Origin of the sequence: Streptomyces sp. NPDC058525 (assembly GCF_042719495.1) — a bacterium.
GTDB lineage: Bacteria > Actinomycetota > Actinomycetes > Streptomycetales > Streptomycetaceae > Streptomyces.
Genome location: NZ_JBHXNP010000046.1, coordinates 51,629 through 66,875 on the forward strand (window position 1 = coordinate 51,629; position 15,247 = coordinate 66,875).

The window sequence follows — 15,247 nt, forward strand, 5'->3', positions numbered from 1 at the left end:
TCCCCCGGCCTCGACGACGGCATGGACCTCCACGCCCTTGCGGCCAAGGGATCTGACGGCGCCGAGGGTTCCGTGGTGGAACGGATTCCGGTCGAGTCTGAGCAGAACGGCGGGCACATGGTTGAGATACGCGTGCATGGCAGCGGTGTCTTTCACCTAGTCGGACCAAGCGGAGAGGGTGCGCACCTGCGAATGGCCTACGGCAAGAGCACCGAACAGGCCATTCGTCAGATCTGATGCCTAACGTCTTTGGTAAGCACACCGATTCAGGAAAGCTCGGGAGACGCCATGCCCAGACCACGCCGCCGACTGGCGAGCACCTGCATCGGTACGGTCACGGCCGGACTGCTCGCCACCGGAGCCGCGCTCGCGGAACCCGATGAGGACCGGTACCCGGGCTCGGACGTCGCCATGGGCGCCTATCTCGACTTCGGGCCGCCCGGAGTGGCGCGGATCCCGGGCCTGTCGAACTGGCTCGGCGGCAAGGAGATCCGCGTCGGGCACACCTACCTGCCCGGCGACCGGTGGGCGGGCATCGAGGGCAACGTCGGCTTCCTGGAGGACTGGGCGCGGTGGCGCCGCGCCCAGGACGACCGGCTGTTCGTCCTCAACGTCCCCATGCAGGAGCGCAACGAGGGCCGAGTGCCCGACCGCCAGGTGGCCCGCCTGATCAGGGCGGGCGCGGAGGGCGAGTTCGACCGGCACTTCCAGCGGCTCGCCGAACGGCTGGTGGCGCTGGGCGTGCCGGACACGGTGATCGTGCTCGGCTGGGAGATGAACGGCATCACCTACACCCACCGGTGCGCGCCGGACCCGGAGAACTGGAAGGTGTACTGGAAGCGCATCGTCACCGCGATGCGCGCCGTGCCCGGACAGGAGTTCCGGTTCGACTTCGCGCCGAACCGGGGCAAGGACGCGATCGGCTGGACCGAGTGCTACCCCGGCGACGACGTCGTCGACATCATCGGGATGGACTCGTACGACCAGGGTCCCGGCCGGAACTTCGACGAGCAGATCTCCCAGCCGTACGGGCTCCAGCAGCACGTCGACTTCGCGGAAGCACACGGCAAGGCGATCTCGTACCCGGAGTGGGGGCTGTTCCGGCGCGGGGACAACCCGGAGTACGTGCGGCGCATGCTGAAGTGGATCGAGCTGCACAAGCCGCTCTACCACACCATCACCGACTACTGCCCGCACGGCGTGTGGCAGTGCAAGGAGAACCCGGAGTCCACGAAGGTCTTCCGCGAGGCACTGAGCGCGGACGGTCCCGACCCGGTCGTCCCCACCCCGGTGGTGCCGACGCCGGTGGTCCCGACCCCGGTGGTCCCGACGCCCGTCGTGCCTACGCCGGTCGTACCCACGCCGACCGCCCCGACCCCGCAGATCCCCACACCTCAGGTCCCCACGCCTCAGGTCCCGACCCCGCAGATCCCGACTCCTCAGGTCCCGACTCCGCAGATCCCGACCCCGCAGATCCCGACCCCGCAGATCCCGACTCCTCAAGTCCCGACCCCGCAGGTCCCGACGCCGGCCGTGCCGACTCCCGAGGTACCCACGCCCTCCGAGGCCCCGAGCCCGCAGGTCCCGGCCCCCTCCCAGACGCCGACGCCCGAGGTGCCCCGGCCCACGCCCGTGGCCCCGGCCCCCGTGACCCCGACCCCCGTGGTCCCCACCCCGGTGACCCCGAGCCCGCTGGTCCCCACGCCCGAGGTCCCGCTCCCGGTGACCCCGAGCCCGGCGGTCCCGACCCCCGAGGTGTCCGGGCCGACGCCGACGCCGACGCCGACGCCCGTGCCGTCGCCCGAGCCCGTCCCCTCCCGGCCCCAGCCGCAGCCGCTGCCGGAGCCGGTGAAGCCGCCGCTCAACTCCAAGGAGTGGTGCGTCCCGCTCAGCTTCGGCGAGTGGCTCTCCAAGCTGGTCGGCAAGCAGTCGGTCTGCGTCAAGGTCGACCTGGGCGAGGACTCCGGCTTCTGGCCCTTCTAGACGGGTCATCGCACCCGCAGTTCGTTGAGCCGCGCCCGCCAGTCCCTGGCGGCCGGCAGCGCCTCCCGCAGCGCGTCCACCGCCCGCTCGCGCCCCGTCACCTGCGACTCGTGCAGCCGCAGCAGGGGCGCGAGCGCGCTGGTCGCCAGCAGGAACCGCTGGTTGACCACGGTCTCGGGCCGCCAGTGGTTCTTGTACGGCTCGTTGCCGCGCAGGAAGCTCACCACCGGACGGCCCTCGGCGAGCGCCCGCCCGGCCTCGTGGCGCAGCAGCAGCGTCGCCACGTCCACCTTGCGCGCGCGCAGGTCGGGATCGGCGCCGTACAGGTAGCCGCCGCTGAGCCCGGCCGACAGCAGCGTGACGTTGGCCGCCACCACCTTGCCGTCCAGCCGGAACTCCGTCAGCCGCCCCTCCCCCGCCCGCACCATCCGCCGGGTGGCCCGGGTCAGGTGCTCGGCGAAGCGGGGCCTGAGGTGCTCGGGGGTCACCCCGCGGCCCCGCCACTGCTTCTCGTGGAGCCGCAGCAGGGTCCGTACGGCACGCGGCACCTCGTGCTCGCCGACCTCGTGCTCCTCGATCCCGGCCGCGTCGGTCTTGCGGAGCTTGGCCCGCACCCGCTGGGCGCCGGAGGCCGGCATCCGCTTGACCAGCTCGTCGAAGGGCAGCGCGGGCAGCTCCATGCAGGTGGAGTCGGCGAGCCGGGCGCCGACCCCGGGCCAGTACTTGAACAGCGCCTCGGCCGCGGCCCCGGGACGGACCTCGCGCAGGTCGACGACCGCGCCCCGGGCGGCCCGGTGCAGCCCGCGGGCCAGCGCCGGGACCACCTGGTCGGTGTGCTCGGCGGAGACGAGCACGTCGAAGTAGTCGGTGATGGGGCCGCCGAGCGGCACCAGCAGCGGCAGCGGCCGGTGTACGAGCATCAGCGCGGCCGCGCCGACCAGCTCCTCGCCGCGCCGCACGAGCACGATCCGGAGCCGGCCGTCCTTCCCGTACGACAGCCACCACGAGTGCAGCCAGGCGTGGCTCTGGAAGGGGGTCGCGGTGGGACAGGCGCGGACGAGCCGGTTCCACGGCTCCTCCAGCGCGGCGAACTGCCGGGAGTCGCGGCACAGCGTCACCGACAGGGCCGCGGCGGGGCCCGTACTCATCGCACGGACTCCTTCTCCTTGGTCTCGGCGTGTTCACCCTGCGCGGGGAGCGAGGGGTACTCCTCGACGACCGGCTGCTGCTCCGCCGCCCGCACCCTCGGTTCCGCCTGCTCCCGCACCTGCTCCCGGTCCCTGCGCCGGGCCGGCCGGGCCAGCAGCCACAGCCCGCCGAGCAGCCCGCCGGCGCACATCCCGACGGCTCCGCTGATGGCGGCGGACGGGGAGGCGGGGTCGGTGGGGGCCACGGCCTGGTTGAACAGCAGCAGCTGCACGCCGGTGTTCTTCGCGGCCTGATTGCTGCTCAGGGACAGGGCGTCGGCGACGGCGTTGGCGATGTCGGCGGCCTCGGCGGGGCTCTTGGAGGTACCGGTGATCGCGATCATCGGGGACTCGGGCGAGGTCTCGGCCCGCACCTGGGTCCGCAGCTGCCGGGCGGCGATGCCCGCGCGCGGCTGCGCGTAGGCGAGCGTGGAGCTGCTGGTGGCGATGCGGGCGTAGGCCTGGGCGAAGCCGAGGGCGGTGGCGGGCTCGGTGGTGTCGTCGGGCACGGCGACGACGTAGCTGGTGGCGGCGTACTCGGGCGCCTTGAGCACCCCGTACGCCCCGCCCGCGGCCAGCCCCAGCAGGGCGCACGCGGGCAGCGGCCACCATGCGGGGGGCGGCAGCAACCGCCTCCGCGGCCGCTTCTTCTCGGACCGGTGGTCGGCCTTCTTCTCGGACGTGCTCCCGGACTTCTTCTGATCGGCGCTGTCGGCCATGAGCATGCTCGCTTCCTGAACGGTGTGCGGTTCCTTCGGGGATGTCGGACCGGTCATTCCGGCCCCGGGGTTCGGGCAGGACCCGGCACCGGCACCGCCGGTGTGTGAGCGGGGTCCGGGGCGGAGCCCCGGGAGGCGGCCCCCGCCAGGGCCAGGTCGTACACGTCGAGCAGCTGCCGCGCGCTGCGGGTGATGTCGTAGCGGCGGACCACCGGCGGCGGCGGAAGCCGGCGGGCCCCCGCCTCCATGTGGCCGCGCAGGGCCGCGATCAGCTCGTCCGTGCCCGTGCCGATGCGCCGGGCGCCGGGGGCCTGCGCGGCGGGCAGGTCGTCGATGGCCGGGCAGGTGACGTGCAGCACCGGCAGCCCGGCGGCCAGCGCCTCGACCACGGCCAGCCCGAAGGCCTCCTCCCGCGACGGCGAGACGAAGACGTCCATGGCGGCCAGCAGCGCCGGGATCCCCGGAGTGCGACCGTCCGCGCTGTCGCCCAGCGGGTCCCGCTCGCCCAGCAGGTGGATCCGGCTCTGCGCGCCCAGCTCCGCGGCGAGCCGCCGCAGCGCCGCGCGCTCGGGCCCGTCCCCGGCGAGCAGCAGGTGCGCCCCCGGCAGCGCGGCCACGGCCCGCACCAGGACGTCGAACCGCTTGCCGGGCACCAGCCGGCCGACCCCGCCGACCACGAAGGCCCGCTCCGGCAGCCCGGTCCGGGCCCGGGTGGAGCGCCGGACGCCGTCCTCGAAGCGGAAGCGGACGGACTCGATCCCGTTCGGTACGACGTGCACCCGCGCGGCCGGCACCCCCCACCCCTCCAGCCGGGCGGCCACGGTGTCCGAGACGGCGACCGTGGCGGCTCCCAGCCGCTCGCTGGCCAGGTACAGGGCGCGCACCCCGCCCGACAGCGGCCGCCCCTCGATCTCGGCCTCGCCGAGGGAGTGTTCGGTGGCCACGGTCGCCGCGGTGCCGGCGAGCCGGGCCGCGAGGCGCCCGTACACGCAGGCCCGGTACAGGTGGGTGTGCACGAGGTCGTAGCGGCCGCGCCGGATGAACTTCACCAGCCGCGGCAGCGCCCCCAGATCCCGGTTGCCCCGCATTCCCAGGTGCACGACCCGCACCCCGTCGGAGCGCAGCCCCTCGGCGACCGCCCCGGGGTTGGTCAGCGTCAGGACGTCGCAGCGCATCGGCATGTGCCGCAACAGCAGCCGCAGCTGCTGCTCGGCGCCGCCGACCCCGAGCCCGGTGATGATGTGCAGGGCCTTCACGGCAGGACCACCCGCCGCAGCTCGCGGACCTGGTGGCGCACCTGCTTGACGCGCAGCCGCGCGCCCCCGTCGGCCTGGCTGATGTGCGTACGGGGCAGGGCGTGCGGGCCCGCGAGCCGGCCGGGGTCGATGGCGCAGGCGTAGCCGTAGCCGGCGGCCCGGGTGGCGGCGACGACCCGGGCGTCGAGGTGCCCGTACGGGTAGCAGAACCCCTCGGGCAGGGTTCCGGTCAGCTCGCGCAGCAGGTCGCGGCTGCCCTGTAGCTCCTGCCGCAGCACGTCGTCGGTGGCCGCGGTGAGGTCCTGGTGGAGCAGCCCGTGCGAGCCGATCTCCTGTCCGGCCGCGGCGACTTCGCGGATGCCCTCGGCGGTGAGCAGGGACTTGCGCGGCCCGAGCGGGTCCCACACGTTGTCCACGCCGAGCCGCCCGGGCAGGACGAAGAGGGTGGCGGTGCAGTCGTGGCGGCGCAGCAGCGGGAGCGCGTGGGTCAGGAAGTCGGTGTAGCCGTCGTCGAAGGTCAGCCCGACCAGCCCGGCCGCGCGACCGGCCGCGCGGGCCCTGAGCAGCTCGCCGACCGACACCCCGCGCAGCCCGCGGGAGCGCAGCCACAGCAGCTGGGCCTCCAGGGCGCGAGGGGTGACGGTGATCCCGTACGGGTCCTCGGCGGGGTCGGTGAACTCGGCGACCGAGTGGTACATCAGGACCCACGGCGATGCGGTCCGTCGGGCGGGGCCCACCACGGCGGTGGGCGCCGTGTCGGTGTCAGCGGACATTGCGGAACCTCTGCGTGAACTGGGAGGTGAACCGGTCGATCTGACCGGGCAGGGCGGTGACTTCGAGGGCGCGTATGGCGGTGCCGGTGGCTCCGAACATCGCCGGGACCAGCAGGCAGCCGAGAGCGGCGCTGAGCAGCGGGTCGGGGATCATGGGCCCGGCGATCCAGCCCGTGGCGCAGGCGGCCGCCGCGGACACGGCGAGCCGCCCGATGCTGACGGCGACCCGGCGGCGCTGGATGGGCACGATGCGCGAGCCGAGGCCGGTGAGCAGCAGGACGGCGGTGGTGGTGATGCCGGCCGCGTTGGCGGCGGCGATGCCGTAGATGCCCCACCAGCCGACGGCGAGGGCTCCGGCCACGATGTTGACGAGCAGTCCGGCGCCCATCGCGAGCGCCGGGAACCAGGTGGGCCGGGCGGTCGAGAAGAAGGGCCGGGACAGTGCCCCGACGAGGCAGTGGCCGAGCAGTCCGAGTCCGTAGACCCGCATGACGGAGGCGGTGGCGAGGGTGTCCTGGTGGGTGAAGGCGCCGCGTTCGAAGAGGACCTGGATGATCTGCGGCGCGTAGCCGATGACGAGCGCGGTGCCCATCAGCACGGCGAGGCAGGCCAGTGCCAGATCCTGCTCGACGCGCCGCCGGGCCTTCTCCCGCTCCCCGCCGGCCATCGCCTGGGCGACGACGGGGAAGGTGACGGTGCAGATCATCAGGGAGAGCACCATCGGCATCTGCGCGACCTTCTGCGCGTAGTTGAGGTGCGAGATCGCCCCGGACGGCAGGGACGCGGCCAGGAACCGCTCGACGAGCACCTGCGACTGCCGGAACACGGCGAAGAAGATGACGGGCGCGATGACCCCGAACGCGATGAGGGTGGGGCGGTCGCGGTCGCGCAGGCTGCGGGGGGCGCCCTTGGCCCGGGGCGGGCCGAAGCCCACGTTCCGGATGAAGGCGGGCAGTTGGACGAGGACCATCAGCAGCCCGCCGGCGGCGACCCCGGCGGCGGCGGCGCGCACCCCCCACAGGGCGTGCAGCGCGAGCATGGTGCCGATGATGCCGACGTTGTACGAGACGTAGATCGCGGCGGGCGGTACGAAGGAGCGGTGGGCCCGCAGCGCCGCGCTGAAGTACCCGGCGATGCCGAAGGAGAGGACGGTCAGCGCCGTCAGCCGGGTGCACTCGACGGCGAGTTCCGGATCGGGCAGGCCGGGGGCGAGGACGGCGACGACGAGCGGCGCGGCCACGATGAGCACGGAGGCCACGGCGGCCAGGAACACGACGAGCCGCGGCAGCGTCGCCCCGACGAGCAGCCGTACGGGGTCCTGGGCGCGGGCCTCCATCCGGGTGAGCCCGGCCCGGCTGGCCGACCGCCGGGCCAGGGCATGGCTGAAGGCGGGCACCATCAGCAGCGCCATGGCGTCCTCGATGAGCAGCGTCGAGGCCATCTCGGGCACGGTCCAGGCGATGAGGAAGGCGTCGCTGTCGTGCCCGGCGCCGAAGAGGTGCGCGATGGTCTGGTCCCGCACCAGCCCGAACACGGCCCCGGCGGCGGTCAGCCCGGCGGTGACGGCCGCCGCCTTGGCCAGGAACCGCCCGAGCGGCGGCCCGCTCCCGCCGGGGGCGGCGGGCACGGCGGACACGGCGGACCGGGCCGCGGCGCGGCCGTCGCCGGAGCCGCGCGCCGCACCACCGCTCCCGCCCGGGGCCGCGGGCCCGGCGGGGCCGGCGGGCGCCCGGCCGGCACCGGACCCGCGCGGCGGGCCGCCGGTGGCGTACGCGGCCACCCGCACCCGCCGGTGCCCGGCGGCCCCGGGCACCGCCCCGGCGACGAACCCGGGATCCCTGGCCGGCAGCACGGCCTCCTCGTCCGAAGAACCACCGCCCGGCACGGCACCCGGCCCCCCGGACAGCACCGGCCCCCGCACCGCGTCCGGCCCGGGCCCGCCCGGTCCGCGGGCGGAGCCGCCCAGCGGCCCCGGGGCCGGGGCCGGCGGACGGCCGGGCAGCACGGGTCCCCTGAGCGGACCCGGCGAGGCCGCGGATCCGGCCGCGGCACCGTCCGGCACCGAACCGCCCGGGGCGGCGGCACGGCCACGCGGCGGCCCCGGGACCGGGCCGGGGTCGGCCGGGGCCGGGGGTCGTCCGGGCAACACCGGGCCCCGGACCGGGCCCGGCGCGGCGGCGTCCGGCACCGGACCGCCCGGGGTGGCGGCGCGGCCGCGCGGCGGCACCGGCACCGAGCCGGGGTCGGCCGGGGCCGGAGGGCGGCCGGGCAGCGCGGGTCCCCTGAGCGGACCCGGCGAGGCCTCGGATCCGGGCGCAGCACCATCCGGCACCGGACCGCCCGGGGTGGCGGCGCGGCCGCGCGGCGGCCCCGGGACCGAGCCGGGGCCGGCCTGGGCCGGAGGGCGGCCGGGCAGCGCGGGGCCCCTGAGCGGACCCGGCGAGGCCGCGGATCCGGGCGCGGCACCGTCCGGCACCGGACCGCCCGCGGTGGCGCCGTGGCCGCGCGGCGGCCCCGGGACCGGGCCGGGGTCGGCCGGGGCCGGCGGACGGCCGGGCAACACCGGGCCCCGGAACGGGGCCGGCGCGGCGGCTTCCGGGGCGGGGTCGAGCGGGGCGCGGGCGGGGTCCCGGAGTGGGGCCGGGGCCGGGTCCGGGGCGGAGGCCGGGTCCGGCGGGGCCGGCGGGCGGGCGGGCAGCACCGGGCCGCGGGCACGGTCCGCGGCGGCGTCGGGCTCCGCGGGGGCCGGCGGGGTGCCGGGGGCCGGGGCCGGGACATGGGCGGGGCCCGCCCCGGCCGGAGGGTCGGAGGCGGGCCGCCAGGGCGTCGTGTCGGTCACCGGCCGCTCGAACCCTCGGGGGCCGGGCCGGCGGACCACGCCGGCCCGCCCGGGGAGGGCAGGGCCCACCAGGCGGCCAGGCCGATGATCACCCCGGTCAGGACGGTGGACGGGCCGCCGATGTCCGCGTACAGGAAGTCGGTCAGCTGCCATACGAACAGCCCGGTCGCGATCAGCCCGCAGTCCCGGATCCGCCGGGCACCGGCGTCGGCGAGCCGCCGCGCGCCCGCCACCAGCAGCGCCGCCCAGCCGCCCGCCAGGGCGACCAGCCCGATCAGCCCCTGCTCGCTCAGGATGAGCAGGTACATGTTGTGCGGGGAGAGCAGCGGCTGGCGGATGTAGCCCTGGCCCGCGCCGGCGGTGTCGCTGCCGGAGGAGAGGCCCAGCGAGGCGTGCCCGTCCCGGTTCGCGGGGAAGCCCTTCAGCCCCACCCCCACCGCCGGCCGCTCCCGCCACATCGACTCCGCGGCGGCCCACATCGTGTAGCGGTCGGTCACCGACTGGTCGGGGGCGCTGGAGACCTGCGTGATGGAGGTCAGCCGCTCCGCGACCATCTCCGAGCCGACTCCGAGCCCGCCCACCAGGACCACCCCGGCGGCGCCCAGCGCGAGCAGCACCTTCAGCGCCCGCCGGATCCCGGCCAGCAGCATCACCAGCACCGCCGCGCCCAGCGTGGCGATCCACGCGCCCCGGCTGAAGGACAGCACCAGCGGCAGCACCAGGACCAGCGCGCAGCCCCCGGCGATCCGCCGGGCCCGCCGCGGCAGCCCCGGCGCGAGCGCGACGGCGGTCGCCACGACCAGCCCGTACGCCACCACCGTGGCCATGCCCATGACGTCACCGGGTCCGAAGGTGCCCACGGCCCGGATGTCCTCGCCCTGGTAGGAGGCCCCGGTGTGGGTCGCGTACTGCACGACCCCCACCGCCCCCTGCACCAGCGCCAGGACCACGAAGCACCCGGCGGCGATCCGGAACTCCCCGGCGTCGCGCACCAGCAGCACCACCGCCGCCGGCACGAGCACGAAGACCTGGAGGTAGCGCACGAAGCCCGGCAGGGCCGCGTACGGGTCACCGGCGGTCATCGTCGCGACCGCGAGCCCCACCGCCGGCATCCCGAGCACGAGCACGCCCAGCGGGGTCAGCCGCCGCGCCCGCCCGCGCAGCGCCTGCACGGCGCAGACGAGGACCAGCAGCAGCGAGGCCGCGTCGGCCGGGCCGACCTTCCCCGAGGCCGTCGCGTCGCCCGCCGGGAGCGGGGCCAGCAGGAACAGCACGGTCGCGGCGAGCGGCAGCAGCGGCCAGTGCCGCCGCAGCAGCCCCGGCACGTCGGGCCGGACTCCGTTCAGGGATACCGCCAGGCTCATCAGCTGCCCCCCAGCCGGAAGCGGAAGAAGGAGGCCGCGGTGCGGGCCAGGATCCACAGGTCCTGCCACAGCGACCAGGTGTCGATGTAGTGGTTGTCGAACCGGGCCCGGTCCTCGATGGAGGTGTCCCCGCGCAGGCCGTTGATCTGGGCCAGGCCGGTGATGCCGACGGGCATCCGGTGCCGGGCCTCGTAACCGGGGTGGACGGTGGAGAACTTGGCGACGAAGAAGGGCCGCTCGGGGCGCGGTCCGACCAGGCTCATGTCCCCCCGCACGACGTTCCACAGCTGCGGCAGCTCGTCCAGCGAGGACTTGCGCAGGAAGGAGCCGACCGGGCTCATCCGCCGGTCGCCCGCGACCGTCCAGCGGGTGGCGGACTCGTGCTCGTCGGCGCGCAGCGTACGGAACTTCAGCAGGGTGAACGGGCGCCCGTACAGGCCGACCCGCTCCTGCCGGAAGATCACCCCCGGCCCGTCGCACAGCCGTACGGCGAGCGCGCAGGCGGCCATCACGGGCGCGGCGGCCACCAGCGCGACGAGCGCGAGGACGGCGTCGAGGCCGCGCTTGACCCAGCGCTCCAGCGGCCGCGCGGGGCGGGGCAGCAGGGGCTGGACGGCGTATCCCCACAGCTGGTCGGCGGGGTGCACCACCCGCATCCCCGTGACCTTGGCGGTACCGGCCGGGTCGGCGAGCCAGAGCCGGCAGCCGTGGTCGTGGAAGAGGCGGACCAGGGAGGCGGTGCGCTCGTCGGCCTCGGGCGGGCGGGTGAACACGGCGTGGCGCACGGAGTTCTGGATGACCGCGCGCCGGATGTCCTCGTGGGTGGCGAGCACCGGCAGCGTGCCGGTGTCGGCCTCGGCGGCGGTCCCGGTGTCGGCGAGCCCGACCGGGCGCAGACCGTACTCGGGCCGGCCGTGCAGGGCCGCGGCCACCGCGGCCGCTCCGCCGCCGGGTCCGACGACGAGGGCGGAGGCGGGCCGTCGCACGCGGGTGCGGCGGCGGAGCTGGTTGACGAACCCGCGTCCCGCGCACGCCAGGACGACCTGCAGGCAGACGGCCGTGAGCAGCGCGCTCCAGCCCAGCGCCCGGCCGGGCTCGACCGCGGCGACGACGGTGGCCGCGCCGCACCACAGGACGGCGGACCGGCCGGCCAGCGTGGGCAGTTCGAGGAGCGCGGAGGGCGCGAGCCGCGGCCGGTAGAGCCCGGCCTGCGCGTGCAGCCCGGCGAGCAGGACGGCGAGCGGCGCGCCCGCCAGGGCCGGCAGGGCGGCCGCGGGCAGGGCGGTCGCGGACAGCGCCGCCGCGGTCAGTACGGCGGCCAGCGCGTCGGCGGTGAGCAGCGGGAGTACGCCGTCGCGGCGGCGGACCCGCTGCGGGCGTACGGCGGGCCGGGCCTGGCCGGCCCTGGGCCCGCGCGGCGGGTGGATGGCGGTCGCGGCACGGCGTACGGCAGTGATGCCGGCACTGCCGGCGGGCCCCGTGCCGCCCTGCCCGGTGTGCCGGGCGGGTGCGCTGTCCATCGTCATCGGCTGATGCGCTCCTGGTTCAAGGGCCGGGGCCTGCCCAGCAGTTCGTGGTACAGGCCGGTGACCGCGTCCGTGGTCCGCCGCACGTCGAAGTCGGTCCGGGCGTGCTGCCGGGCCTGCTCTCCGAGTTCGGCGAGCAGCCGCGGTTCGGCCAGCAGCCGTCCCAGGGCCTTGGCCAGCGCCGTCGGGTCCTCCGGCGGTACCAGGCAGAGCCGTCCCTGGCCGGGCGGCAGGCTCTCCCGGGCACCGCTGACGTCGGAGACCAGGACCGGGCGGCCGCAGGCCATGGCTTCGAGCGGGGCGAGCGCCATGCCTTCCCACCGCGACGGCAGTACAACGAGATCGGCGGCCCGAAGCCACGGTCGGATGTCCGGGGCGGCGCCTGCGAAGAGCACTCCGGAGGGGGCGGTGCGGCGCAGCCGTTCGGTGTCGGGGCCGTCGCCGACGAGGGCGAGGCGGGCTCCGGGGACGGTGCCGAGCAGCTCGGGCCAGGCCCGCAGCAGGATGTCCTGGCCCTTCTGCGGGCAGAGCCGTCCGACGCAGACGGCGAGCGGCCCGTCACCCCGGAAGGCGGCGGGCAGCGGCAGCCCGGCGCGGGCCAGGGCCTTGTCCTGGTCGGGGTCGGGGCCGCCGGGCCGGAAGTGGTCGAGGTCGACGCCGTTGCGGACGACGGACCAGCGGGCGGCGATCCCCTCGGCCTCGCCCGCGCGGCGTTCGGCCTCGCTGACGCAGAGCACCCGGTCGGCCCACCGGGCCCCGTACCTCTCCCAGCGCAGCGCGAGTGCGCCAGTGGCCCCGCCGACGGCGTCGAAGGACCAGGCGTGCGGCTGGAAGACGGTGGGGAGGGCGCCGCGGGCGGCGAGCCGCCCGGCGAGTCCGGCCTTGGCGCTGTGGGCGTGCAGCAGGTCGGGCCGGACGCGTCGCAGCAGCCGCCGGGCGCCGAGCACTTCGGCGGGCAGGGCGGGTCCGGGGGCGCGCCCGGCCCGCCAGGTGAGCACCTCGGCTCCGGCTTCCCGGGCGGCGTCGGCGAGCGTTCCGCCGCGCGGGCAGCCGACGACGGCGCGCAGGCCCGCGGCGCTCTGGGCGCGCACGAGGTCGGTGACGACGCGTGCGACACCGCCGTCTACGGGCTGGGCCAGGTGGAGGACGGTCGTGGGCTGTGCCGCCCATGGCTGTGTGGGCACGTGGAGTGGTCTCCTGCGTTCAGCGGCGCGCGTCTGTCTGAACGAAGAGCACACCGAGGAAATGGCCCTGACTTTCGCCCGTGAACCTGAAACTCAGACTGCGGGCACCACCGGACAGGGCGGGACTCAGGTCGAACACGTCCGCGTCATAGCCAAGATTGTTCACATAATCAGGCTGTCGCGCGAACGTCTGCTGTCCGAATTCCGTGATCGTGGAATTCATAACATCATTAAAAGGATTTTCTGGATCGCTGAGGCTCACCCGGCGGCCACTGTCGGCCGTCACGGTGAGTGAGTCCTCCAAGGTGCCCCGGTCCCCGTCGTACGCGACCACCCCGACCCGCCCGGAGGCCCCGGCCGGCACGTCCAGACCGTCCACCTCGACCACCCCGTCACCGGACCCCGGGCGCGCGGCGAGCGATTCGAACCCGTCCCACACCGAGATCCGGCGCACCGGCTCCTGCGGGTGCTCGTACGCGACGACCAGCGTCCAGCCGCCCCAGGCACCCGCCTCGGAATGGCCCATCGCGATGTTGAGCTGCGCCACCGTCCACATCCCGGCGCCGCCCTTTCGCACCAGCGGGGTCACGTCGGCCGAGGCCTGGTAGGCGTCGCTGCCCGCGTCCGTGCGGTGGCCCATCACCGTGTCGGCCAGGACCTCCTTGTACGCGCCGCCCGGCTCGGCGACCAGCACCCGGCCGTTGTCCTCCGGCGGCTTCTGCTCGCCCACCCGCAGGTTCCCGCCCCAGTAGAGACGGGCGTACGAGACCTTCGCGCCCTGCGGGACCTTGAGCTCGGCCCGGGTGGAGTTGTAGGTGTCCGGGTCCTTGTCGACCTCGCTGTAGAACATCTCGAAGTCGCCGTTGACCCCCGCCGCGCCCCTCTTGACCTCGGCGCACGGCTCGGCCTGCGGGGACTCCTCCCGGCGGCAGCTGATGCCGGAGTTGGAGGCGCGCACCAGCCCGCCGTGCTGCACGGCCTGATAACGCTGCGTGAACGGAAGTCGGGGCATCTCGCGGGGAGCGGGGGCTTGCGGAGCGGGGGAAGCCTGCGCGGCGGGGACGAACACGGAAAGGGTGAGGCAGGACAGCAGACCGAGTGTGCCGAGGATTCTGCGGGAGGAACCCATGACCCCGTCTCCATTTTCGATCAAGGGGACAAAACAGGAGTGCACTTTGTCAGAAATCGGGCTGGAAATCACGTCGGACTCGCTCGTACGGCCTTTTGGGCGATGCCACGCACCCTTGAAGTGGGCGGGTCGTTATGGCTTGCACCATTGTTCGAACCGAAAAGGCGGGAACGCCTGAGCGTCAACCGCGGCGTGCGAAACGGCGGCATCCGGGTGAAGCCACGCAACCCCGGGGCGGGCCGGGCCGTTGTTCCGGATGCTCCAGTACCGGGCAATCCTGCAAAAAAGGGACGACAATGATCAAGAAGATGATGGCCACGGCGGCGGTTGCCGCTTCGGTCGTGGGCATGGGTGCCGCCATGGCGCCGCAGGCGATGGCCATCGGGAACGACAACGGCATCAACACCGTGAACGGCAACGGCGCTTCGCAGATCTACGGCAACCAGGCCACCTACGGCAACATGAGCCCGCAGATGGCGCTGATCCAGGGCTCCTTCAACAAGCCCTGCATCGCCCTGCCCGCCAAGGCCAACGTCCAGTCCGTGCTGGCCCTGGTCAACGTCGGCGTCCAGGACATCCCGATCCTGTCCAACCCGATGAACCAGCAGTGCACCGAGAACTCCACCCAGGCCAAGGGTGACGAGCCGCTCTCGCACATCCTGGACAACATCCCGATCCTCTCCGGCAACGTCTCCTCCGGCAGCTGACCGAGGATCCCAGCGAGGCCGCCGCACCTTCGGGTCGCGGCGGCCTCGCCGCGTGAATGCGCGAATGGGGGCGCGCATTCAGCGGCTTATCGAATTCCCCGCACCATCGGGGTAAATTCACGGAGCACCACGGAAAACACACGGTTTCTTTTGCTTCGACCACTCGTTGATATTTCTGCAGCGGATAGACCTCTGCGGGAAGGATCAAAAAGAAGATGAAGCACAAGAAGGCAGTGGTGCTGGCCGCCGGGGTCCTGATGGCCGCCGGTGCCGCCTCCCCCGCCCTGGCCGACGCCGGCGCCGCGGGCAGGACCGCGAACTCCCCCGGCGTCCTGTCCGGCAACGCCGTCCAGGTGCCCGTCAACATCCCGGTCAACGTCTGCGGCAACAACGTCAGCGTGATCGGCCTGCTGAACCCCGCGTTCGGCAACGCCTGCGTCAACCGCTGACGCAGCGGCCCGGCCCACACGGGCAGACCTCCTCGGGGTGGGGGGGGGGGGGGGGCGCGGGGGGGCGGGAGCCCCCCCCCACGAACCAGACCCCCCGCCCCCCCCCGCGCCGCGCAGAGCGCCCCCAACCC

13 protein-coding genes are annotated in these 15,247 nt (G+C 74.9%); 4 read left to right on the top strand and 9 right to left on the bottom strand.

Annotated elements, in window-relative coordinates:
• Nucleotides 1-21: 21 nt before the first annotated feature.
• Both ACFWP3_RS21870 and ACFWP3_RS21875 read left to right on the top strand, forming a co-directional pair.
• Nucleotides 22-237 carry a hypothetical protein gene (locus tag ACFWP3_RS21870; protein ID WP_384223565.1) on the top strand — a complete coding sequence of 72 codons (216 nt, stop codon included), beginning with the start codon at nt 22-24 and terminating at the stop codon, nt 235-237.
• A 51-nt stretch (nt 238-288) separates the two neighbouring features.
• Complete coding sequence (locus ACFWP3_RS21875; protein ID WP_384223568.1) at nt 289-1,983, top strand: glycosyl hydrolase; 1,695 nt, start codon at nt 289-291, stop codon at nt 1,981-1,983.
• A gap of 5 nt (nt 1,984-1,988) precedes the next feature.
• On the opposite strand, the gene ACFWP3_RS21880 is transcribed toward ACFWP3_RS21875, so the two are convergent.
• From ACFWP3_RS21880 to ACFWP3_RS21920, 9 genes are all read right to left on the bottom strand, one after another.
• A complete protein-coding gene (locus ACFWP3_RS21880) occupies nt 1,989-3,131 on the bottom strand; it encodes a GNAT family N-acetyltransferase (RefSeq protein ID WP_384223571.1) in 1,143 nt (380 codons plus the stop codon).
• Nucleotides 3,128-3,889: a lipopolysaccharide biosynthesis protein gene (locus ACFWP3_RS21885; RefSeq protein WP_384223602.1), complete on the bottom strand. Its 762-nt coding sequence runs from the start codon at nt 3,887-3,889 to the stop codon at nt 3,128-3,130. The genes ACFWP3_RS21880 and ACFWP3_RS21885 overlap by 4 nt, the downstream gene beginning before the upstream one ends.
• Nucleotides 3,890-3,942: 53 nt before the next feature.
• Entirely contained in the window at nt 3,943-5,145 is a 1,203-nt protein-coding gene (locus ACFWP3_RS21890) for a glycosyltransferase (RefSeq protein WP_384223574.1), read from the bottom strand.
• Nucleotides 5,142-5,918 (bottom strand): polysaccharide deacetylase family protein, encoded by a 777-nt coding sequence (locus ACFWP3_RS21895; RefSeq protein WP_384223576.1) that lies wholly within the window; start codon nt 5,916-5,918, stop codon nt 5,142-5,144. The genes ACFWP3_RS21890 and ACFWP3_RS21895 overlap by 4 nt, the downstream gene beginning before the upstream one ends.
• Complete coding sequence (murJ, locus tag ACFWP3_RS21900; protein ID WP_384223604.1) at nt 5,908-7,698, bottom strand: murein biosynthesis integral membrane protein MurJ; 1,791 nt, start codon at nt 7,696-7,698, stop codon at nt 5,908-5,910. Before murJ ends, ACFWP3_RS21895 begins: the two co-directional genes overlap by 11 nt.
• 1,055 nt (nt 7,699-8,753) lie before the next feature.
• Nucleotides 8,754-10,121: an O-antigen ligase family protein gene (locus ACFWP3_RS21905; protein WP_384223579.1), complete on the bottom strand. Its 1,368-nt coding sequence runs from the start codon at nt 10,119-10,121 to the stop codon at nt 8,754-8,756.
• Nucleotides 10,121-11,647, bottom strand: a complete 1,527-nt coding sequence (locus ACFWP3_RS21910) for an exopolysaccharide biosynthesis polyprenyl glycosylphosphotransferase (protein WP_384223581.1) — start codon at nt 11,645-11,647, stop codon at nt 10,121-10,123. The genes ACFWP3_RS21905 and ACFWP3_RS21910 overlap by 1 nt, the downstream gene beginning before the upstream one ends.
• A complete protein-coding gene (locus ACFWP3_RS21915) occupies nt 11,644-12,831 on the bottom strand; it encodes a glycosyltransferase (RefSeq protein WP_384223584.1) in 1,188 nt (395 codons plus the stop codon). Before ACFWP3_RS21915 ends, ACFWP3_RS21910 begins: the two co-directional genes overlap by 4 nt.
• Nucleotides 12,832-12,850: 19 nt before the next feature.
• Complete coding sequence (locus ACFWP3_RS21920) at nt 12,851-13,960, bottom strand: DUF3344 domain-containing protein (protein WP_384223586.1); 1,110 nt, start codon at nt 13,958-13,960, stop codon at nt 12,851-12,853.
• A 296-nt stretch (nt 13,961-14,256) separates the two neighbouring features.
• On the opposite strand from ACFWP3_RS21920, the gene ACFWP3_RS21925 reads away from it, so the two are divergent.
• Nucleotides 14,257-14,667 (top strand): rodlin, encoded by a 411-nt coding sequence (locus tag ACFWP3_RS21925; RefSeq protein WP_384223588.1) that lies wholly within the window; start codon nt 14,257-14,259, stop codon nt 14,665-14,667.
• 215 nt (nt 14,668-14,882) lie between these two features.
• Nucleotides 14,883-15,116, top strand: coding sequence for a chaplin (locus ACFWP3_RS21930; RefSeq protein WP_384223590.1), 234 nt, complete (start codon nt 14,883-14,885; stop codon nt 15,114-15,116).
• Nucleotides 15,117-15,247 lie beyond the last annotated feature (131 nt).

What these genes read in the sequence shown, in the direction of transcription:
- ACFWP3_RS21870 (WP_384223565.1), top strand. Translation starts at nt 22, where the DNA reads ATGGACCTCCACGCCCTTGCGGCCAAGGGATCTGACGGCGCCGAGGGT.
- ACFWP3_RS21875 (WP_384223568.1), top strand. Translation starts at nt 289, where the DNA reads ATGCCCAGACCACGCCGCCGACTGGCGAGCACCTGCATCGGTACGGTC.
- ACFWP3_RS21880 (WP_384223571.1), bottom strand. Translation starts at nt 3,131, where the DNA reads ATGAGTACGGGCCCCGCCGCGGCCCTGTCGGTGACGCTGTGCCGCGAC.
- ACFWP3_RS21885 (WP_384223602.1), bottom strand. Translation starts at nt 3,889, where the DNA reads ATGGCCGACAGCGCCGATCAGAAGAAGTCCGGGAGCACGTCCGAGAAG.
- ACFWP3_RS21895 (WP_384223576.1), bottom strand. Translation starts at nt 5,918, where the DNA reads ATGTCCGCTGACACCGACACGGCGCCCACCGCCGTGGTGGGCCCCGCC.
- ACFWP3_RS21905 (WP_384223579.1), bottom strand. Translation starts at nt 10,121, where the DNA reads ATGAGCCTGGCGGTATCCCTGAACGGAGTCCGGCCCGACGTGCCGGGG.
- ACFWP3_RS21910 (WP_384223581.1), bottom strand. Translation starts at nt 11,647, where the DNA reads ATGACGATGGACAGCGCACCCGCCCGGCACACCGGGCAGGGCGGCACG.
- ACFWP3_RS21920 (WP_384223586.1), bottom strand. Translation starts at nt 13,960, where the DNA reads ATGGGTTCCTCCCGCAGAATCCTCGGCACACTCGGTCTGCTGTCCTGC.
- ACFWP3_RS21925 (WP_384223588.1), top strand. Translation starts at nt 14,257, where the DNA reads ATGATCAAGAAGATGATGGCCACGGCGGCGGTTGCCGCTTCGGTCGTG.
- ACFWP3_RS21930 (WP_384223590.1), top strand. Translation starts at nt 14,883, where the DNA reads ATGAAGCACAAGAAGGCAGTGGTGCTGGCCGCCGGGGTCCTGATGGCC.